General features: G+C 58.1%; 15 protein-coding genes. 6 read left to right on the top strand and 9 right to left on the bottom strand.

Features of this window, described 5'->3' with window-relative positions; translation table 11 throughout:
- Nucleotides 1-8: 8 nt before the first annotated feature.
- The 3 genes from MID00_RS07410 to MID00_RS07400 all read left to right on the top strand — a co-directional run bounded on the left by MID00_RS07410 (nt 9) and on the right by MID00_RS07400 (nt 2330).
- Nucleotides 9-506, top strand: coding sequence for a TRAP transporter small permease (locus MID00_RS07410; protein WP_009463607.1), 498 nt, complete (start codon nt 9-11; stop codon nt 504-506).
- Nucleotides 507-588: 82 nt separating this feature from the next.
- Nucleotides 589-1866 carry a TRAP transporter large permease gene (locus MID00_RS07405; protein ID WP_009463605.1) on the top strand — a complete coding sequence of 426 codons (1278 nt, stop codon included), beginning with the start codon at nt 589-591 and terminating at the stop codon, nt 1864-1866.
- 29 nt (nt 1867-1895) lie between these two features.
- Nucleotides 1896-2330: a CopD family copper resistance protein gene (locus MID00_RS07400; RefSeq protein ID WP_254500100.1), complete on the top strand. Its 435-nt coding sequence runs from the start codon at nt 1896-1898 to the stop codon at nt 2328-2330.
- A gap of 940 nt (nt 2331-3270) precedes the next feature.
- Here the strand turns inward: MID00_RS07400 and MID00_RS07395 are convergent.
- Entirely contained in the window at nt 3271-5862 is a 2592-nt protein-coding gene (locus MID00_RS07395; RefSeq protein WP_009463602.1) for a DNA topoisomerase III, read from the bottom strand.
- A gap of 113 nt (nt 5863-5975) precedes the next feature.
- Here MID00_RS07395 and MID00_RS07390 point away from each other — a divergent pair, with 113 nt between their 5' ends.
- Nucleotides 5976-8486 (top strand): GDYXXLXY domain-containing protein, encoded by a 2511-nt coding sequence (locus tag MID00_RS07390; protein WP_254500099.1) that lies wholly within the window; start codon nt 5976-5978, stop codon nt 8484-8486.
- 245 nt (nt 8487-8731) lie between these two features.
- Here MID00_RS07390 and MID00_RS07385 read toward each other — a convergent pair whose 3' ends face one another.
- From MID00_RS07385 to MID00_RS07350, 8 genes are all read right to left on the bottom strand, one after another.
- Nucleotides 8732-9190, bottom strand: a complete 459-nt coding sequence (locus MID00_RS07385; RefSeq protein ID WP_009463598.1) for a DUF494 family protein — start codon at nt 9188-9190, stop codon at nt 8732-8734.
- Nucleotides 9191-9537: 347 nt separating this feature from the next.
- On the bottom strand, nt 9538-10446 hold the full coding sequence (gene gluQRS / locus MID00_RS07380) for a tRNA glutamyl-Q(34) synthetase GluQRS (protein WP_009463595.1): 909 nt from the start codon (nt 10444-10446) through the stop codon (nt 9538-9540).
- Between the two features lie 110 nt (nt 10447-10556).
- A complete protein-coding gene (locus tag MID00_RS07375; protein ID WP_250756440.1) occupies nt 10557-12569 on the bottom strand; it encodes an acetyl/propionyl/methylcrotonyl-CoA carboxylase subunit alpha in 2013 nt (670 codons plus the stop codon).
- A gap of 14 nt (nt 12570-12583) precedes the next feature.
- A complete protein-coding gene (locus MID00_RS07370) occupies nt 12584-14191 on the bottom strand; it encodes a carboxyl transferase domain-containing protein (protein WP_021447122.1) in 1608 nt (535 codons plus the stop codon).
- A gap of 72 nt (nt 14192-14263) precedes the next feature.
- A complete protein-coding gene (locus MID00_RS07365) occupies nt 14264-15445 on the bottom strand; it encodes an acetyl-CoA C-acyltransferase (RefSeq protein ID WP_250756441.1) in 1182 nt (393 codons plus the stop codon).
- Nucleotides 15438-17249: a bifunctional isocitrate dehydrogenase kinase/phosphatase gene (aceK, locus tag MID00_RS07360; protein ID WP_254500292.1), complete on the bottom strand. Its 1812-nt coding sequence runs from the start codon at nt 17247-17249 to the stop codon at nt 15438-15440. The genes MID00_RS07365 and aceK overlap by 8 nt, the downstream gene beginning before the upstream one ends.
- Before the next feature lie 69 nt (nt 17250-17318).
- Nucleotides 17319-18497: an isovaleryl-CoA dehydrogenase gene (locus MID00_RS07355; protein WP_254500098.1), complete on the bottom strand. Its 1179-nt coding sequence runs from the start codon at nt 18495-18497 to the stop codon at nt 17319-17321.
- An 81-nt stretch (nt 18498-18578) separates the two neighbouring features.
- A complete protein-coding gene (locus MID00_RS07350; protein ID WP_009463587.1) occupies nt 18579-18971 on the bottom strand; it encodes a MerR family DNA-binding transcriptional regulator in 393 nt (130 codons plus the stop codon).
- 115 nt (nt 18972-19086) lie between these two features.
- Here MID00_RS07350 and MID00_RS07345 point away from each other — a divergent pair, with 115 nt between their 5' ends.
- Nucleotides 19087-20163, top strand: coding sequence for an MBL fold metallo-hydrolase (locus MID00_RS07345; RefSeq protein WP_035269270.1), 1077 nt, complete (start codon nt 19087-19089; stop codon nt 20161-20163).
- Between the two features lie 113 nt (nt 20164-20276).
- Nucleotides 20277-21473, top strand: a complete 1197-nt coding sequence (metC, locus tag MID00_RS07340) for a cystathionine beta-lyase (RefSeq protein ID WP_254500097.1) — start codon at nt 20277-20279, stop codon at nt 21471-21473.
- Nucleotides 21474-21475 lie beyond the last annotated feature (2 nt).

Here is a 21475-nt window from a genome sequence, read left to right as displayed (position 1 = left end):
CATTCATCATGAAAGCTCTGTTGTCCGTTCTGGATAAGGGCCTGTTTCGTCTGGTGTCCTGGGTGACGCAGTTGCTGCTGCTCTCGGCAGTGGCGGCTGCGTTCTATCAAGTGATCGCTCGTTTCGTGCTCCAGTCGCCCGCCGACTGGAGCGAGGCCTGGTCACGTGCCGCTCTGATCTGGACAGTCATGCTGGGTCTGTGTCTGGCCTTGCGTCAGGGTGCCATGCTAAGCGTGGATGTGCTGCGGCTCTGGGTCGGCAAGCGGACGCAGCATTGGCTGGATGTGGCCGTGCTGATTACGTGTCTGGCTTTCTTCGGCCTGTTGACCTGGGTCGGCATTCAAATGACCTGGCGGGTGCGCTTTCAGACCATGCCTAGTCTGGAGTGGTCCATTTCCTGGGTGTATATCGCGATCCCGATTGGTGCCGTGCTGGCCATTTTGGGCCTGCTGGCCCGTTGGCTGGAGAAACCTGCGCCTGCTGTGGTCGATAACACGCAGCTCTAATTCAAGACCTGATTCCGTGCCTGTAAAGCACCACCGAACTCTCGATGCCTTACGGGCATCTGTTTAGACCGGAGGCCGTATCGTGTCCCAGATCATGCTTGTGTCCATGCTGCTGTTTTTTGTATTGACGGTGCCCGTGGCGATTGCCGTGGGGCTGGCCAATATGGCGGGGGTAGCCTGGGAGGGGCGCATGACTTTTCTGGTCATCGCCCAGCAGTTGTATGCAGCTCTGGACAAGTATCCTCTGGTTGCTGTGCCCTTCTTCATTCTGGCAGGCAACCTGATGGAGTCGGGCGGCATGTCCAACCGTATGGTGGAGTTTGCCAAAAGCCTGGTGGGGGGTGTTCAAGGGGGCCTGGCTTGTAGCTGTGTGCTGACCTGCATGATTTTTGCGGCAGTGGCCGGTTCCAGTGTGGCAACCACTTTTGCGGTCGGGGCAATTCTTATCCCTGCCATGGTCCGGCATGGCTACCCGGCACCGTTCGCGGCATCCTTGCAGGCCTCAGCGGCGGAGTTGGGGGTGATCATCCCGCCGTCCATTCCCATGATTCTGTTTGCCGTATCCACGGACACGTCGGTAGGCGAGCTGTTCGTTGCGGGTATTGGCCCTGGCTTGCTGATCGGCGGCGCCTTGATGCTTTATGTGTGGCTGTATGCACGTCGCCATGGTCTGGGTTTGCAGGACGGCGTGGGTCGTTTGGGTGTCTGGACGGCATTCCGTCAGGCGTGGTTGGCCTTGTTGATGCCGGTGATTATTCTCGGCGGGATTTACGGGGGTATTTTCACGCCTACCGAGGCTTCGGCGGTGGCGGTAGTCTATGCCTTGATCGTGAGCATGTTTGTCTATCGCAGCGTTAAATGGGGCGACTTGTCCAAGGTGCTGCATCGTTCCGTGGTGTCCACGGCGGTCATCATGTTCATCATCGCCAATGCGGGTGTGTTTGGCTTCCTGCTCAATCGCACCGGCATTCCGGCTGCCATGGGGATCTGGTTGGGGGAATTGTTCAGTAGCCCCATGATGTTTTTGCTGGGTGTGAACGTGGCCTTGTTTGTGGTGGGCATGTTTGTCGAGACCTCGGCCTCGATTGTGGTGCTGGCACCGCTCTTGCTGCCGGTGGCCATGCAGTTTGGCATTGATCCGGCGCACTTTGGCATCATCATGGTGGTCAATCTGGCGCTGGGAATGGTGACTCCGCCCTTTGGCGTGAACCTGTTTGCCGCCTGTTCAGTGGCCGGGATTTCTTTGGAAAAACTGATACGTCCCCTGCTGCCTTTTGTAGTCGTCATCCTGGCTTGCTTGATGCTGATCAGCTATGTGCCAGAAGTCAGTTTGTGGGCGCGAGACCTGGTGTACCGTTGAAGAATCGTCTGCTTTCCTGAGCGCTGTTCATGAGCTATTTCCTCCTGTTGTTGGTTCACCTTCTGGCTGCGATTTTCTTTATTGGCACCGTATTTTTCGAGGTGCTGATGTTGTCGCCTTTGGCGCGTCAGGTTTCCCGGCCATCGATGCGGGAGTTTGAGTATGCCCTGGGGCGTCGCGCGCGCCGCATCATGCCTTGGGTTCTGTTGTTGCTCTACTGTGCTGGCTTGAGTCTGGCCTGGCAGCATCGGGCCTTGTTTGAGGTCGGCGGCGCTCGTGCCTGGATACTGGGTGTAAAGATCACCCTGGCGCTAAGCGTATTCGGGCATTTTCTATCTGTAATGGTGATGAGCCGACGCAAGACCATGACGGCGCGGCGTTCACGGATTATCCACCTTAGTGTTTTTGCACACGTCCTGCTGATTGTGGTGCTTGCTAAGGCTTTGTTTTACTTACCGCTTTAGTTGCGGTTTTGATGCTGCTGCATTGTGGTTTAGAAGGGTTTTGGCTCTGGAGTAGTGCTTGGAACGGAGCTTGGCATAGGAGAGGTGATTAAAAGCCAGGCTCGAGTCCGTGGGGCGTTGGGGGTGGGCTGAGCACTTGCCGGTGCTGCGCACCGGTTCCCTAGTCAGGAGATAGCGCAGGGCGCATCCTGAACTCGCACGATGGTTTGTCCACCGGACAAACCATAAGCGTCGTGCTCAAACAGCAGGATGCTTGTACCCCTGCGCTATCTCCTGCCCGCGGCAAGTACTCTGACCCGCCCACCCCCAACGCCCCACGGACTCGAGCCTTCACACCGTTCTAATACCTCGGCCTTGCAACACTGTTTCGGTTGGGTTTGCATTGGCTGTGGCTGCGTGCAGGGTGTCGTGTGCTTTGCACTATGTGTGTGTGTTGTTGTTGTTGTTGTTGTTGTTGTTGTTGTTGTTGTTGTTAGCTTTTCGATGCTTATGCTTGCTTAGCAGCCTATGTTTCGCTCGTTTCTTTATGCCATGCCCAGGGGCGTACATAAGTATTTGGGTGGAATTGAGGTCATAAGGGTAAGAAGCCTTACAGCTTCTGGGCAAAGAACTATTGTGAGCCGTTCAGGGACCGGGTTTGGGTCTCGGGGCGGTTCAGAGTACTTGCCGCAGGCGAGTGCGGGATCCGGGATGCAAGCGCCCTGCTGTTTGAGCCCGGCGTTTGTGGTTTGTCCGGGGGACAAACCACCGGGCGAGTTCAGGGTGCGCCCGGATCCTGTACTCGACAAGGGAACCGGTGCGCAGCCCGGAGACCCAAACCCGGTCCCTGAATGGCGTTTTCACAGAGACTCTCTTCCCCAGCCTGCAAGCTCTACACGACTACCCATAAAAAAAGGCCCCCCAAAAAAGGGAGGCCATTCTTTCAAACAAGCCGAGCTTTTTACTCCGCCTTGCTGGCCGTCTTTTTAGCAGCTGTTTTTTTAGCTGCCGTCTTCTTGGCCGCCGTCTTCTTCACTGCTGTCTTTTTAGCCGCTGCTTTAGTGGCCGTTTTCTTGGCGGCTGTTTTGCGACCTGGCTTCTCTGGACGCGGCTCGAACTCAAAGCCGATCTTGCCGTCTGCCTGACGCACCAGGAAGGCCTTGAACTTGCGGTTGGTACGCGAGGACACGAAACCATCCAGCAGGTCTGTCTTGCCTTCGCCCAACAGCTTGGCCATCTGTTCGCGGGTAATTTCCTGCTGCAAGATCACCTTGCCGCTACGGAAGTCGCAGCTCTTGGATGGGCCGACCGACTTCTCGCACAAGTAACGCAAGCCGTGCTCAAAGACGGGAGACTGGCACTTGGGGCAGGGGCCGACCGGGGTCTGGCCGCTGAAATCCAGGGCTTCGTCATCATCGTCATCGTTCTGGCCGAAGTCGAACTCCAGCTTGTACTCGTCGGTAATGCGCAAAAGTGCCGCAAAGGGACGACCCATCTTGCTGATGAAACCGGGCAGTGGGCCCAGTTCTTTCTTGGCCAATAGCTCTTCAACCTCAGGCAGCTCAAAGGTGCGACCACCCGGATGCTTACCGATAGAGAAATCGCAAGCCGTGCAGGCATAACGACGGTAATTTTCTTTGACCACGCCACCACATTTAGGGCATGGCGTCTGCAAGGTCGCGTAATCACCAGGAACCGTGTCGCGTTCGTACTCTTTCGCACGCTTGACGATAACTTGCGTCATCTGCGCGATTTCACGCATGAATACGTCGCGATCCAGCTGACGTTGCTCGATCTGCTTGAGCTGGTGCTCCCATTCGCCAGTCAGTTCGGGCGAAGTCAGTTCGCTAACACCCAGGCCGGACAGCAAAGTCATCAGCTGACGCGCCTTGGCGCTAGGCACCAGCTCGCGGCCTTCACGACGCAAGTAGGCTTCGTTCAGCAGACCTTCAATAATGGCAGCACGAGTGGCTGGCGTACCCAGACCGCGCTCGGACATGGCTTCGCGCAAGGCTTCGTCATCCACCAGCTTGCCGGCGCTTTCCATGGCCGACAGCAGGGTCGCTTCCGTAAAGCGTGCAGGTGGCTTGGTAGCCAGGGCCTTGGTGCTCACGTCTTCAGTGCGAACCTTCTCGCCATCGGCAACCGGCACCAGGGACGCATCTTCACCTTGGGCATCGCGGCCATAAATAGCCAGCCAGCCCGGTTTGACCAGCACTTTGCCTTCGGTCTTGAAGTGGTGACCGGACACCTGCGTAATACGCGTGGTGACGCGGAATTCCGCAGCCGGGAAGAACACGGCCAGGAAGCGACGGCTGATCAGCTCGTAAATCTTGTGTTCGGCATCGCTCAGCTCCCGAGGCACCTGCAAGGTGGGGATGATGGCAAAGTGATCCGAAACCTTCTTGTTGTCGAAAATCCGACGGTTGGGCTTGACCCATTTCTGCTCGACCACTTCCTGCGCAAACGGTTGCACCGAAGCGCTGGCAGGCGTGCCGCTGTCAGCCAGCGCACGCATGGTTTCTTGCACTGTACTTATATAGTCTTCAGGCAGATAGCGCGAATCGGTACGGGGGTAAGTCAGCGCCTTGTGGCGTTCGTACAGCGTCTGCGCCAAGGACAAGGTGGTCTTGGCAGAGAAGCCGAAGCGCGAGTTGGCTTCGCGTTGCAGCGAGGTCAAATCAAACAAGGCGGGCGACATCTGCGTGCTGGGCTTGGATTCCTCGGTGACTACGCCGGGTTGCTCGCGGCACGCGGCCACAATGGTTTGGGCAGCCGTCAGGGACCACAGACGCGAGTCTTTTTTCTCGGGGTCATGCTCGTCTTTGACGAACTTGGGGTCGAACCAGCGGCCGGTGTACAGGCCTGCAGCGGCAATAAAGTCCGCGTGTACTTCCCAGTAATCGCGCGACACGAACTGGCGAATGCGGTTCTCGCGCTCGTTCACGATAGCCAGCGTGGGGGTTTGCACACGGCCCACGGGGGTTTTGAAAAAACCGCCATCCTTGCTATTGAAAGCCGTCATGGCACGCGTGCCATTAATGCCCACCAGCCAGTCCGCTTCGGCGCGCGAACGGGCAGCCGCTTCCAGCGGTTTCATGTCTTCATCGTCGCGCAGGTTTTCAAATGCTTCACGGATCGCCGATTGTGTCATCGAACGTAACCAAAGCCTTTTTACCGGTTTTTTCGCACCGGCGTACTGCATAATGTAGCGAAAAATCAGCTCACCCTCGCGCCCCGCGTCACAGGCATTGATAACAGCGGTGACATCCTTTCGTTTGATCAGCTTGACCAGCAGTTTCAAGCGCTCAGTCGATTTCTTGTCAGTCGGGTTGAGCTCAAACTGAGGGGGAATAACAGGTAGATGTGTGAAGCTCCACTTGCCGCGGACCGGATCATTAGGGGCCACCAGGCCCAGCAGATGGCCGATGCTGGAGGCCAGCACATAGCGATCGCTTTCGAAATAATCACCTTCTCGAGTGAAACCGCCCAATGCCCGCGAGATATCTACGGCGACTGAAGGTTTCTCGGCAATGATTAGTGTTTTATCCATATGATTCCAGTGACAGCAACTGCGCTGCAATGCGCGAAATGATACGAGGTGCTTATCCCTCTATGCAAGTTATGAGACCTGACAAGACTAACGTATGGCCCACAGACTGGCGAGTGTTTCTGACAAAACTGGCTTGGGGTTTGGCCGTTTTGCTGCTCGCTAGTGGTCTGGTGACCTGGATTGCGGCCAATTGGGAAAACTGGGGGCACGTAGCCAAATTTGCCCTGGCTCAAGGCGCCGTGCTGGTTTCTGCAGGGCTGGCCTTGCTGTTTCGCCGACGTTCCGGTGGCTGGGGTCATGATCTGGGAGTGCCGGCTGCCTTGACCGGCCTGGCCGCCGTGGCCACGGGCGGTTTGCTGGCGCTGATTGGCCAGACTTATCAGACCGGCGCAGACCCTTGGCAGCTTTTCGCATTGTGGACTGTGCTGATCATACCTTGGGTATTCACAGTGCGCAGTGTCTTTCTGTCGGTGCTGTGGCTGGTACTGATCAATACCGCCTTGTACTTATGGATAGATGTTGCCCGCTTGGGCTGGTTCGGGCGCAGTTACACCACGCAGACCTTGCTGGCTCTGGCAGTCAATGTGCTGCTGTTGCTGGCAGCCGAAACCATCTGGCGTGCGCGTCATGACCCGTGGCGCATCGTGCCGCGTGTGGCAGCAATTGCGGTGGGCTTTTTCATCGGTGCCCAGGTCATGGAAGGCAACTCCTTGCTGGGACTGGTCCTGTTCCTGGTGCTGTACGGTATTTATCACTACCGCCGCCCGGATTTGCTGATCATGTCCTTGGCCTCGTTCGGCGCGTATGGCTCCTTGAGCATGCTGATTATCGAGTATGCAGGCGATGCGTTCCTGCTGATCGTGGTGGTTATTGTGGGTCTGGGCCTGGGCTTGCTGCGCTTCCTGCAGCAACAGGTCGTCCATTGGCGACGGACTCACGCTGGAGCTGAAGCGGCTGCAACCCAAGTACCAGTGAACGCAGCAAGGACAACAAGTCCTGCCGCCCCAACAGCAGAGATCCTGGCCAACGCACAGGCTAGTGTTCAAGCTGACGCTCAGGATAGTGACGAGCATCACCCCTGGTATCTGCGCGTGATCAAGCTGTTCTTATACCTGCTGTTACCACTGATTATTCTGCTGTACCTGGGTGTTTCTCTGGAATTGAGTCTGGAAGCGTTGGGTGTACTGGGCGGCATCATGGCTCTGGTGTCCCCCGTGCTGTTTGCCAAGGCTCACACAGTACCCAGCCAGGATCTGGTCGGCGGCTGGGTTGCGTGTGCGTTGCTCTTGCTGAGCGTGCCGGTTATGGACTTGCGCTACCCCTGGCCACTTGAGGCCAGCGCCATGATAGCCGTCGTGATCAGTACCTTGCTGTACAGGCTTGCCAAAGGCCAGTTCGTATTGCGCATGTTGCTGGTGATTTGGGCACTGGCCGCGATCGAGTTTCTGGTGATCGAGCGCTTGTTTGATCGCTGGACCATGATGCCTTATTGGGTGCTGGAAATGCCCGCGGCATTCATGTTTTTTGCCGCCTTGTGGCTGGGGCATCTTTATTTGCGTGGTGAGCGCAAGCCGCATTTCTGGCTGCCCTTGTTCTGGTCCTTGCTGCTCGCTTCCCAGATTCATCTTATTTGGGCGGGCACACTGTTTTATTCCATGCCCTTTTGGGACGAGTCGCGGCCGTACCTGACCGTAGCTGGCTTTCTGCTGGCCATGGCTCCTCTGGCAATACTGGCGTTTTATTGGCGCGGTTGGCGTGACCAACCCCTTGTCTATGGCATTGCCTTGCTGGGGATGGCCGCTTTGTGCGCAGTCTGGACTCCCTATCCGCCGGTGGCCCTGGCCTTGAGCTGGATTCTGGTAGCTTATGCCTGGCGTTATCTCAGCTTGTTGGCGGTGGCCGTGGCAATGGGCCTGTTCTGCCTCTGGCGTCTGTATTACATCCTGAATATCAGTTTGCTGGACAAGGCCGAGCTGTTGCTGGCAACCGGGGTGGGATGTCTGGTCTTTGCCTATTTGGGTCAGTTGAGCCGCAAGAAGGCAGGGACGGCAGCAAGCTTGCAGGACGCGCCCAAAGGTATGGTTGCCAGCGTTCTGCTGGGGACCATGCTGGTGCTGGGTGTGGCCAACGTGGCCATCGTGCAAAAAGAACGTATCTTGAGCGATGGTCAGACGGTGTTGCTGGAACTGGCTCCGGTGGACCCCCGTTCGCTGATGCAGGGCGACTATATGTCCTTGAACTTTGCCCTGTCGCAGAACTTGTCTGCCCTGTCCTGGGGCTTGCCCAAGGATGCGCTTGCCAAGATGGACGCTCAGCAATGGGTTGTTGTGGCGGTGCAGCTGGATGAGAACAAGGTGGCGCAGTTCAAGGGTGTTTATCTGGAGCAGGACGGCCAGGAGCGTCTGTGGAGCGAAGAAGGCCCTGTGGCTGAACCTTCCGATGTGATGCGCTTGCGCATGCGTCGTCACCGCAGTAACTGGACGCCTGGAACAGATGCCTGGTTCTTCGCTGAAGGCTCGGCAGATCGCTTCGATGCCGCCCGTTATGGCGAGTTTGCGGTGGTCGAGGATGGCCAAAGCCTGCTGCGCGCGATGCTGGACAAGGACAGAAAGGAAATCAAGTAAGCCTGAGCTGAACAACTGCGTTCAATAGCCTGTAGCCGGATTGTCTCTAATAAAGACAATCCGGCTTTTTTGTATCTGGGGTTTGTTTCGCTAGAGGCAGCCAAGCCAGAGCCAGTCAGCAGCAAGCCTAATCAAAAAGGCCCGAGTCCGATGTGGCGTCGGATTCGGGCCTTGGCTTTTTGTGTTGAAGGACCCTCTTTATCGGGGCCGGTTCTTGAACAAAAAATAGGTTCCTGTGTATCAGCTTAGTGGGACTGACGGGTGGAGTCGTCGCTGAGCAGCTCTTCAAAGATCAGGTGATCGATTTCGGCTTCGTGGCTCCACAAAACCATCAGGGCGACAATTTTTATTTTGTCCAACGAGACCGGGCTTTCGTCCACCGTCATGGCGCTTTCAATCAGGATTTCGCGCAGGTGGGCGGTAAGAGCGCCGGAATTCTGCAAAAAGGTGATGAAACCCATGGCATCAGCGCCCAGCACATGTTGTTCGTGCTCAGAAAAAATACGCTGACTGTTGGGACTGAGTTGAGCCGTAGGCTGACACTGCTGCGAGGTCTCGCCCAGTGCATGTAACCAGCCCAGTGCGTCGTTGATGTCCTCGTCTTCAAAGCCAATAGCGGCCAATTTGTGGGCCAGAACCTCCGCCTTGGGACAGGACTGGGGGTTGTAATACGTCTCGAATAGATAAACCAGGATATCAAACATGGGTATAAGGTTGCCGTCCTAAGTGATTAAAAAAACTGCGTGATTTCGGTAACCAGTGACCAAACTTTACGCTGATTTGCGGTAGGGGGCAAATGGGGTGTTCAGGGGATGGATGGGTCTTGCCTTGCGCATCCAGACTGCTTTTTGCCTGGGTCTGCTCTGGCAGACGCCCTTTGCGGCGGGGCGTCTTTATGATTGAAACATAAATCGATTGTTGGGGCAGAAACTGTCGTTTATTTGAAACCCTGCAAGTGGGACCGCAGCGGTTGAAAGGCCACTAAACTAGCTGGCATCCGCATCCGCATCCGCATCCGCATCCGCATCCGCATCCAGCCTCGGCTCGTGGCTCAACTGTTCGGGCTTGGCTCCGCAGGCAGCGGGAAGCGCTGCGCCCACGCACTGATGGCCTGGCTCCAGAACTCGTCCAGGGTGTTCGCAGCCACGGGAGCAAACCCCAGAAAGGCCCAGACGCGTTGCAGTGTCTCCATAGGATGCTCCAGGTCAAAGGCCGGGGCATGGTTCTGTTTGGAGAGCTTGCGGCCTTGCTCATCGCAGGCCAGCGGCACGTGCAACGTGCGCGGTACAGGCAGGCCCAGGACTTTTTGCAGTACGCGTTGGCGGGCGGTGGAGCTGAGCAAGTCGGCACCGCGTACAACATCGGTGATCTGGCTGTCTGCATCATCAATGACCACAACAAACTGGTAAGCCCAGAGCTTGTCGGCGCGCTTAAGGATGTAGTCCCCTACTTCTTTGGCTACGTCCTGTTGCTGCGGCCCGGCCCAGCGATCGGTGAAGTGTTCCACCCCTTCCGGGACACGCAGCCGCCAAGCACGGATGGCACGGTCTACCGGGATGCCGTGGCGGCAGGTGCCTGCATAGGGATATTCGTGCGAATCCGGCGCGACTGGCAGGGAAGCCGCCAGAATTTCCTGACGGGTGCAGGCGCAGCCGTAGACAAGATCTCGCTCGCGCAGGCCATCAAACACTTCCTGGTAGCGTGCCAGCCGCTGGCTTTGCCAAAGCACCTCGCCATCCCAGCGCATGCCCAGACCTTGCAACTGCTGCATGATGATCTGGTCAGCCCCTGCGACCACGCGTGGCGTGTCTATGTCTTCAATGCGCAGTAACCAGCGCCCGTTCTGGGCGCGTGCATCCAGGTAGCTGGCCATAGCGGCCACCAGTGAACCCTCGTGCAAGGGACCACTGGGACTAGGCGCAAAGCGACCACAGTAAGGGGTAAGGGGCTGGGCGGTCATGAGTCGTTCTTAACGGCAAGAGCCCCTGGACGGGGGCTCTTGTTAGTGCGACTTTACGCCTATTTTTCCAGCCCGGCAATGCGTTTTACACGGGCTGGAAGGGAGGAGTTTCAGCTCTCCATGGTGACCAGTTCTGCGCCCTCGGGCACTTGATCTCCCACGGCAAAGAACAGCTCGGCCACGGTGCCATCAGCCGGTGCCTGAATGGAATGTTCCATCTTCATGGCCTCCATGACCAGTAGCACATCACCCTGCTTGACGCTGTCACCAGCGCCCACGTTCAGGGCAATGATCTTGCCGGGCATGGGAGCGGTCAGACGGCCGCCGTGGGCTTCCTGGCTGTTGGTGCCGGCGCTGGCCAAGGTGTCGATCACGGCCAGAGTCCAGTCCGAACCGGCCTGGGCAACTTGTAGATGGTCGCCATCTTGCAGCACCTGGGCGCGATATTCGACCTGATCCAGCCACAGACGTAAGGTCAGGGTTTTGGCCAGACCAGCGGTTGTCTCGGCTTGCCAGCGCAGCACGTGTTGAGCTTCGCCCAGTGTGATCTGCCACTGGTTTTCACGACGTTGTAGTAGTACTTCGTGAGTTTGTTCGCCTAGTTGCAAGGCTACTTTCTGATCGTAGTCTCCGCTTAGACGCCAGGCGTCATGCACCGCCCAGGGGTCGGAGTTGGAGGCTTGTCCGCTCAGACCCTGGTGAGTCAGCACGGCGCAGGCGGCGAAGGCCAGCACAGACGCTGGAACGTCCTGATTGCTGGGGAACAGCGCATCGTGACGGCGTGGGATCAGACCTGTATCCAGATCGGCCTGGGCAAAGGCTTCATCGCCCAGCAGGCGTTGCAGGAAAGTCTTGTTGGTGTGTACGCCGGCCACTTGAGTATCGGCCAGCGTGCGAATCAGGCGACGACGGGCCTGCTCACGATCAGCACCATGGGTGATCACCTTGGCAATCATGGGATCGTAGAAGGGGCTGATGACGCTGCCTTCACGCACGCCGCTGTCGATACGCACATCACCGGAGGTGAAGGACGCATGGGCGGGGTACTGCAAGCTGCGCAGTGTACCGATGGAGGGCAGGAAGTCCTTATCGGGGTTTTCTGCGTAAATGCGAACCTCAATGGCGTGACCATTGATGCTCAGTTCTTCCTGCTTGGCAGGCAAAGGTTGGCCATCGGCCACACGCAGCTGCCATTCCACCAGATCGTGGCCGGTAATCAGTTCGGTGACGGGGTGCTCCACTTGCAGGCGGGTATTCATTTCCATGAAGTAGAAACGTCCGTCCTGCTCGGCAATGAACTCCACCGTGCCTGCACCCACATAGTTCACGGCGCGTGCTGCTGCAATGGCCGCTTCACCCATGGCCTGGCGACGCTCGGGCGTCATGCCGGGGGCGGGAGCTTCTTCAATCACTTTCTGGTGACGGCGCTGTACCGAGCAGTCGCGCTCGAACAGGTAGACGTAGCCACCGTGCTGGTCACCAAAGACCTGAATTTCGATATGGCGTGGCTTGGTGACGTAGCGCTCGATCAGTACGCGGTCGTCGCTAAAGCTGCTGGCGGCTTCGCGTTGGCAAGAGCGCAGGGCTTCCAGGAACGCGCCGGACTCTTCCACAATGCGCATGCCCTTGCCGCCACCACCGGCACTGGCCTTGATCAGCACGGGGTAGCCGATCTGGTCGGCTTGTTTGTGCAGAAAGTCGGGGTCCTGATTGTCGCCGTGGTAACCGGGCACCAAGGGTACACCGGCTTTTTCCATCAGGGATTTGGCGGCGGACTTGCTGCCCATGGCCGCAATGGCTTGAGCGGGCGGGCCTACAAAAATAATGCCGGCTTCTTCACAAGCGCGAGCAAAGTGCTCGTTCTCGGACAGAAAACCGTAGCCAGGGTGGATGGCATTCGCGCCAGTGGCACGGGCGGCTTCCAGAATGGCGTCGATCTTCAAATAACTGTCGCGTGGCTCGGGGCCACCGATGCGCACGGCTTGATCACAAGCACGTACGTGCTGGGCGTCGGCGTCCGCGTCGGAGTAAACCGCAACGGTACGCAGCCCCAGGCTGCGGGCAGTGGCGGCCACCCGGCAGGCAATTTCACCGCGATTGGCTATCAGCAGGGTCTGAAACACAGTGTCTCCTTGTCTTACATGCGGAACACGCCAAAGCGGGTGTCTTCAATAGGGGCGTTCAAGGCGGCGGACAGGCCCAGGGCCAGAACGCGCCGGGTATCCGAAGGCTGGATGATGCCGTCATCCCACAGACGCGCGGTGGCGTAGTAGGGGTGGCCTTCATGTTCGTATTGCTCACGGATGGGGGCCTTGAAGGCTTCTTCTTCCTCGGCACTCCAGGTCTGACCACGGGCTTCCAGGCCATCACGGCGTACGGTAGCCAGCACGCTGGCCGCCTGTTCACCACCCATGACCGAGATACGGGCATTGGGCCAGAGGAACAGCAGGCGTGGGCTGAAGGCGCGGCCACACATGCCGTAGTTACCGGCACCAAAGGAGCCGCCCAGAATCACGGTGAATTTGGGCACGGCCGCGGTAGAGACAGCAGTCACCAGCTTGGCTCCGTGGCGAGCGATCCCTTCGTTTTCGTACTTGCGGCCCACCATGAAGCCGGTGATGTTCTGCAGGAACACCAGAGGCGTCTTGCGCTGGCAGCACAGTTCGATGAAGTGGGCGCCCTTCTGGGCCGCTTCGGAGAACAGAATGCCGTTGTTGGCAATGATGCCTACAGGCATGCCGTGGATATGGGCAAAGCCGGTCACCAGCGTGGTGCCAAAGCGGGCCTTGAATTCATCAAAATCCGAGTCATCCACAATGCGGGCGATGACTTCGCGCACATCGTAGGGTTTGCGGGTGTCGGCAGGGATGATGCCGTTCAGCTCTTGCGGGTCGTAGCGTGGCTCGCGCACTTCTTTCAGCGGCCAGGGCAGTTTTTTCTCGCGGTTCAGGCGGCCTACGCAGCGGCGCGCCAGCTCCAGCGCATGCAGATCGTTTTCCGCCAGATGGTCAGCTACGCCGGACAGACGGGTGTGTACATCGCCACCGCCCAAGTCTTCGGCGCTGACCTCTTCACCGGTTGCGGCTTTGACCAGTGGAGGGCCACCCAGGAAGATGGTGCCCTGGTCGCGCACGATGATGGATTCATCACTCATGGCTGGAACGTAGGCACCGCCAGCGGTACACGAACCCATCACGACCGCAATCTGGGCAATGCCCTGGGCCGACATATTGGCCTGGTTGTAGAAGATGCGGCCAAAGTGGTCACGATCCGGGAACACGTCTTCCTGATTGGGCAGGTTGGCCCCGCCCGAGTCCACCAGGTACACGCAGGGCAGATTGTTCTGTTGGGCAATTTCCTGGGCACGCAAATGCTTTTTGACGGTCAGCGGGTAGTAAGTACCACCTTTGACCGTAGCGTCGTTGCAGACCACCACGCATTCAATGCCTGCAATGCGGCCAATGCCGGTGATGATGCCTGCGCCCGGGGATTCGTTGTTATAGACATCCTGGGCAGCCAAAGGCGAAAGCTCCAGGAAAGGGGTGCCGGGATCAAGCAGACGTTCGACGCGTTCACGGGGCAGCAGCTTGCCGCGACCCACATGGCGTTGCCGGGAGGATTCGGACCCACCCAAGGCGGTTTTCTGTAGCTTTTGGCGCAGATCAAGGATCAGGGCCTGCATGATCGAGGCGTTGTCCTGAAAGTCTTGGGAACGCGGATTGATGCGGGATTCAATAACTGACATGGCGTGCCTGGAAAGAGAACAGAGAAAAGCCCATAAAATCAGCCGGGCCGCAGCCCGGCTGATGAGCTTGTTTTAAACCAGCTCGACGGCCAGGGCGACAGCTTCGCCACCGCCAATGCACAGCGAGGCAATACCGCGCTTGCCGCCGGTCTTGCGCAGTGCGCCGATCAAGGTTGCCAGAAGGCGAGCACCCGATGCACCGATGGGGTGACCCAGGGCGGTAGCACCACCGTGGATGTTGACCTTGTCGTGCGGGATGTTCAGCTCTTTCATGGCAGCCATGGTCACCACGGCAAAGGCTTCGTTGATCTCGAACAGGTCAACGTCAGCCACGCTCCAACCGGTTTTATCCAGCAGTTTCTGGATAGCAGCGACTGGAGCGGTCGTGAACCAGGCCGGTTCTTGCGCGTGCTGGGTGTGAGCCACAATGCGGGCCAGCGGTGTGGCACCCAATTCCTTGGCTTTTTCTTCGGTGGTGATCACCATGGCGGCGGCACCGTCCGAAATGGACGAGGCGTTGGCAGCGGTAATTGTGCCGTCTTTCTTGAAAGCGGGACGCAGCGTGGGGATCTTCTCGGGCATGGCTTTGGTGGGGGCTTCGTCCTTGGCAACAACGACATCACCCTTGCGGCCAGCGATGGTGACTGGCGCAATTTCCCATTCAAAGCTGCCGTCATCGCTGGCTTGGCGAGCGCGGCGCAGCGACTCCAGCGCGTAGGCGTCCTGCTCTTCGCGGCTGAACTCGTATTTGCTGGCGCAATCTTCGGCAAATACACCCATGGCGGTGCCACGGCTGTACGCGTCTTCCAGGCCGTCCAGGGCCATGTGGTCATACACGGTGGAGTGACCGTAGCGGTAACCTTCGCGGCCTTTCAGCAGCAGGTAGGGAGCATTGCTCATGCTTTCCTGACCGCCAGCCACCACCACGTCCACGCTGCCTGCCTTGAGCAGGTCGTGGGCAAACATGGCGGCTTTCAGACCGGAACCGCAAACCTTGTGAATGGTGGTGCAAGCTACACCCTGGGGCAGACCGGCGCCCAAGGCAGCCTGGCGTGCAGGAGCCTGGCCCTGACCGGCTTGCAGCACGTTACCCATGATCACTTCGTCGACCTTGTCGGCCTGAATGCCCGAGCGCTCCATGGCCGCCTTGATGGCGACGGCGCCCAGTTCGTGGGCGGCCAGATCGGACAGGCTACCCATCATGCCGCCCATAGGGGTGCGGGCGATCGAGACGATGACAACGGAATTAGTCATGAAAGACTCCTGGTTGCAAAGAGGAGACCGGCCCGCGTTTGGCAAACTCGTGCAGCTGCCGATCTTTGTTATACGGAAAAATATTTTCGATCCGACCTTGCGTCACTCGCAAGCGGCACTGAGTCCACCATTCAGGCTCCAGCAGTTCTGCATGGTGGGCCATGAAGGCTTTGCGAATACGAGGGTCGGTCAATAGAAAGTAGCCGAATTCTTCGGGAAATACATCGTTCGGGCCGATGGGATACCAGGGTTCGCTGGCCATTTCGGCTTCTTCATTTGGTGCAGGCGGAATGGCGCGAAAGTTCATCTCGCGCATGTGCTGGATTTCGTCGTAGTCATAGAAGACGACGCGGCCCAGACGAGTCACACCAAAGTTCTTGAACAACATATCGCCGGGGAAGATGTCGGCGGCGGCCAGTTCCCGGATCGCCTTGCCGTATTGCTCCACGGCGGCATTCAGGGCGGGGTCGCTGGCTTTGTTCAGATACAGGTTCAGCGGGGTCATGCGTCGTTCAATGTAGACGTGGCGCAGCAGGATGGTGTCCTCGGACTCTTCCAGCAGGCTGGGCACTTCGCGGCGAAGTTCTTCCAGCAAGGCTTCGGAAAAGCGTGCCTTGGGCAAGGCCACCTGAGCGTAGTCCCAGGTGTCGGCCATGCGCCCGACACGATCATGTTTTTTAACCAGCTGGTATTTGCTGCGTACCGTAGCGTGGTCCATGCCCTGCTTTTGAATGCGGTCACGGATCAGCTTGAAGACGTAGGGGTAGGACGGCAGGGTGAATACCGTCATCACCATACCGGCAATACCGGGTGCCAGATCAAAGTGATCGTGCGAGTGCGACAAGTGGTGCAGAAAGTCGCGGTAGAACAGGGTCTTGCCCTGCTTTTGCAGGCCGATGGCAGTGTACAGCTCGGCCTTGGGCTTGCGGGGCAGCAGGCTGGACAGGAAGTCCACATAGGCCGACGGTGCTTCCATATCGACCAGAAAATAGGCGCGGGTAAAGCTGAACAGCGTGGACAGGTCGTCCGTGGTGTGCAGCAAGGCGTCTATATACAAGTGTCCTGATGGGCGATGCAAAATGGCAATCGAAAACGGCAGCACTTCACCCTGATTGATCAGGCGGCCCACCACATAGGCGCCCTTGTTACGAAAGAACAGGGAGTTCAGCACCTGAATCTGGCAGTCCGAGCCAATGCGCGAGCCATAGCCACGTGGCAGACGGCGGCACAGTTGACGCACGGCCATACGAGCCAGCGTGCGCACATCGCGCGGCAGGTCGGCAAAGGGGGCGGCCAGACCGAAGTCGGCCAGCATACTGGTCAGACTGGCTTCCAGACCTTCTTCGGTGGGGTAATAGACCCGATACGAAGGCAGCGCGCCGTCCAGATAATCCGTGGCAACGGCTGGGCGCACGAAAATGAATTCGTTGCGGAAGTAGTGCCGATGCAGCACGCGGCAGGAGACGGAGTTGAAAAAGGTCTCCGCACATTCTGGCTGACGGTGACCCGAGAGCAGGCGTACAAACTCCGCCTTGGCCTGCAACCACAACTGCTGCTGGGCCTCGTCCAGATGGGCCGGATCGGAAGGCGTGGGCTGATGCAAACGCAGATTCTGGCTAAGCATGGCCGCGCATTCGCGCACCCGTGTCGCGTAGTACTCGATACGTTCGCGCGAGAGCTGCTGAATACCATGCCAGTCGCCTGATTCGTACAAAGACTTGGCGCGCTGGGCGCTGTAGCGAAACAGCGCATAGTGGCGATTGAACCCATCCAGCATGGCCTGGGCCACCTGGATAGCCGTCATCCCCGGTTTTTGAACCGGGGTAATGACGGTGGTTTCGCCAAAATCAGGGTTGGACATGCCTTTGCCTTTTTAGGCGGTTTCGGCGAACAATTCGCGGCCGATCAGCATGCGGCGGATTTCACTGGTGCCCGCGCCGATCTCGTACAACTTGGCATCGCGCCACAGGCGGCCTGTGGGGAATTCGTTGATGTAGCCGTTGCCGCCCAGAATCTGGATACCTTCACCAGCCATCCAGGTGGCTTTTTCAGCGCTGTACAGGATGGCGGCTGCGCAGTCTTTACGCACAGAACGTACATGGCCTGCACCCAGACGGTCCAGATTCTTGCCCACGGCATAGCACAGGGCGCGGCTGGCTTGCAGGGTGGTGTACATATCGGCCACCTTGCCTTGAATCAGCTGGAATTCGCCAATGGCCTGGCCGAACTGCTTGCGGTCGTGGATGTAAGGAATCACCACGTCCATGACGGCTTGCATGATGCCCAGCGGACCACCGGCCAGCACGGCGCGTTCGTAGTCCAGGCCGGACATCAGCACTTTGACGCCACCATTGAGTTGGCCCAGCACGTTTTCTTCAGGGACTTCACAATCCTGGAACACCAGCTCGCCTGTGTGGCTGCCGCGCATACCCAGCTTGTCCAGCTTTTGGGCAACGGAGAAACCGGCAAAATTCTTTTCGATCAGGAAGGCGGTAATGCCGCGTGCGCCGGCTTGCAGGTCCGTCTTGGCGTACACCACCAGGGTGTCAGCGTCCGGGCCGTTGGTAATCCACATTTTGGAGCCATTGAGCACGTAGCGATCGCCCTTCTTTTCGGCGCGCAGCTTCATGCTGACCACGTCCGAACCGGCACCGGGCTCACTCATGGCCAGAGCACCGATATGCTCGCCGCTGATCAGTTTGGGCAGGTATTTCTGCTTCTGGGCTTCTGTACCGTTGCGGTTGATCTGGTTCACACAGAGGTTGGAGTGCGCGCCGTAGGACAGGGCCACCGAGGCGCTGGCACGGGAGATTTCTTCCATCGCGATCATGTGAGCCAGATAGCCCAGGTTCGCACCACCGTATTCTTCGCTAACGGTCATGCCCAGCAAACCCATCTCACCGAACTTCTTCCACAAGTGCATGGGGAACTGGTCATCGTGATCCAGTTGAGCCGCTAAGGGGGCAATTTCGGCCTGGGAGAAGTCGGCGACAGCGTCGCGCAGCATGTCCAGGTCGGAGCCAAGATCGAAATTCAGGCCGGGCAGGCTCATGAGACACTCCGTGGAAATAAATGGGTTGTGGAATTGTATTTATATTACGTTTACGTAAACGTCATATATATGGGTTTTCCCTTATCGGGACTCCAACTTCAACTGTTCGCTCATGGTGTGACAGATGTCGAGCTGGTCCTGAATCTCCTGCAAGGTCTGATCCAGGTCCTGCCGCTGACGCTCCAGGCGCAGGCGGTGCTCGTTCAGGACTTCCTGATAGTGCTTAAGCTGGGAGGCCGTGTCCATCGGGGATTCATACATATTGATCAGCCGCAGAATCTCCGATAACTGCAGCCCCAGGCGCTTGCCACGCAGAGCCAGCTTCAGGCGGGCACGATCGCGGGGCTGATAAATGCGCTGTGTACCTTGGCGCAGCGGGCTCAAGATCCCTTGGTCTTCATAGAAGCGCAGGGTACGAGGCGTGATGCCAAACTCGTGCGCCAGATCCGATATTGTCCAGGTTGTCGTTGTCATTTTTAGTGTGATTTACGTAAACGTAAACTATCATGCCATAGAGCTAGAGAGGGAACTAGGGCCTTTTAGTATGGACAGCCCTTACGCCCTACAAGAGCCATTCATTGGAGCGAGCATGAATCCTAACGAACAAAAATTGAATTATCCCTGGGCAGATACCCTGCCCCCAGCGGGTGGCAGCCTGGAAGTCGCGCCGGGGGTGCGTTGGCTGCGTATGCCTTTGCCTTTTGCGCTGGATCACATCAATTTGTGGCTATTGCGCGACCAAATCGAGGGGCGCGAGGGCTGGACCATTGTGGATTGTGGCGTCGCCCGTCCCGAAGTGCGCGAACTGTGGGAACAGGTCTTCCAGAGCGAGCTGGAAGGCTTGCCCGTGCTGCGCGTGATCGTTACTCACATGCACCCGGATCATGTCGGTTTGGCGGACTGGTTGTGCCAGCGCTGGAATGCACCTTTGTGGATCAGCATGACGGACTACGCGACCGCCAGGCTGTGGTCGGGGACAGGTGGACGCCAGACTGGCGCGGAGGCCGGTGGCCCGAATGGTGTGGCGGCAGAAGCGCATTTTGTCCGTCACGGCCTGCAAGATGAGAAAGCCCGTGAACAGATTCGCAGCCGTGGGGATTACTACCCTTCGATGGTGCCTTCGGTGCCCGAGCGTTTTGTGCGCTTGATGGATGGTCAGCGTGTGGTGATTGCCGGTCGCCCCTGGCGTTTGATCGTGGGCTACGGCCATGCTCCCGAGCATATGTCCCTGTATTGTGAAGAACTGAAGGTGCTGATCTCCGGTGACATGCTTTTGCCGCGTATCTCCACCAATATCAGCGTGTTCGATACCGAGCCCTTTGCGAATCCCTTGCCTTTGTACCTGAACTCCCTGCTGTCCTATCAGGATCTGGCCCCGGATACTTTGGTGTTGCCTTCGCATGGCAAGCCTTTCCGTGGCATGCACGAGCGCATTCGTCAGCAGCAGGAACATCACGCCGAGCGTCTGGAAGAAGTGTTGGAAGCCTGTGCCCAGCCCTGTACCGCCGCCGATATTCTGCCTGTGCTCTTTCATCGCAAGCTGGACTCGCATCAGATGACCTTTGCCATGGGCGAGGCCATTGCTCACCTGCACGCCTTGTATTTTGATGATCGTTTGCGTCGTGAGATGGGCGAGGATGGGGTTTACCGTTTCCAGCGCATTTAAACACTGGGGCGCCTCTTAATAAGAAGGGGCAATATAGCGACTGTTGGCAGAGGCGACCGGGCCCGCTGGCCTGTGGTAGCGTAGAGCTTTTCTTGCTACCGCCTGCCAACACTATGAGCTCTGATCTCGCCCTGGACACCGCCTTGCAACATACGGGTCTGGCCCCGTTCGATCCGCATACCGATGCGGCGCCGGTGGCCGTGCCCATCATGCGCACCAGTACGGTGCGCTTTCGCAATCTGGACGCTTTGGATCGAGCCCAGGCGGACAAGGCAGATCCTGAAAAACGCTCGGTTACCTACGGGCGCTCGGGCATGGATACCCACGCTGCACTGGAGCAGGTGTTCTGTCAGCTGGAATCTGCCACCCAGGCTTTGCTGGCACCGTCCGGCATGGCAGCGATTACCTTGGGTTTGCTGGCACTGCTGGATTCTGGCGATCACGTGCTGATTGCTGACAGTGCTTATGGTCCGGTGCGTTATCTGGAAAAGACCGTGTTGCGCCGGATGGGCATACAGGCCACGTTCTGTGCACCGACCCCCGAGGAAATGGCCCGTCATCTGCAGGACAATACCCGCATGGTGTACGTGGAGTCACCCGGCTCCTTGTTGATGCAAATGCTGGATATGCCCGCCTTGGCGGAGTTTGGTCGCAAGCACGATTTGCTGCTGGTTACTGACAACACCTGGGGCTCGGGCTATATCTACCGTCCCTTGGAATTGGGTTTTGACGTGTCTATCGTGGCTGGGACCAAGTATGTGGCAGGCCACTCCGACTTGATGTTGGGTGCTGTCATGTCTGCAGATCCAGCAATCAACAAACGCTTGCACGACAACCACTATGCGCTGGGTTTTTCCATCAGTGCCGATGACGCCTGGTTGGCCTTGCGCGGTGTGCGTACCCTGCCTATTCGTATGCGTGAAAGCGCCGCCAATGCGCTGGCCGTGTGCCAATTTCTGGATAGTCGCCCTGAAGTTACCCGTATCTATCATCCCGCTTGGCCACAAGATCCTGGCCATGCCTTGTGGCAACGTGACTGCACCGGCTCTAACGGCATGTTGTCGGTGCAGCTACGACTGAACAATGCGCAGGCACGCGCATTCGTAGATGCCCTGACCCTGTTTGGTATCGGCTTTTCCTGGGGTGGTTTTGAAAGCCTGGTGCAGTTGGTGGATACGGCGTTTCTAAGTGGTCATAGCTACTGGCAGGACAGCCAGGACAGTCTGGTGCGCCTGCATATCGGTTTGGAATCGACCAAAGACTTGTGCGCTGACCTGACGCAGGCTTTTGAGACGGCGGCGCAGGTTTAACG

Origin of the sequence: Alcaligenes sp. NLF5-7, assembly GCF_024266725.1 — a bacterium.
Taxonomy (GTDB): Bacteria; Pseudomonadota; Gammaproteobacteria; order Burkholderiales; family Burkholderiaceae_B; genus Alcaligenes; species Alcaligenes phenolicus.
This window is presented reverse-complemented; position numbering and strand designations above follow the sequence as displayed.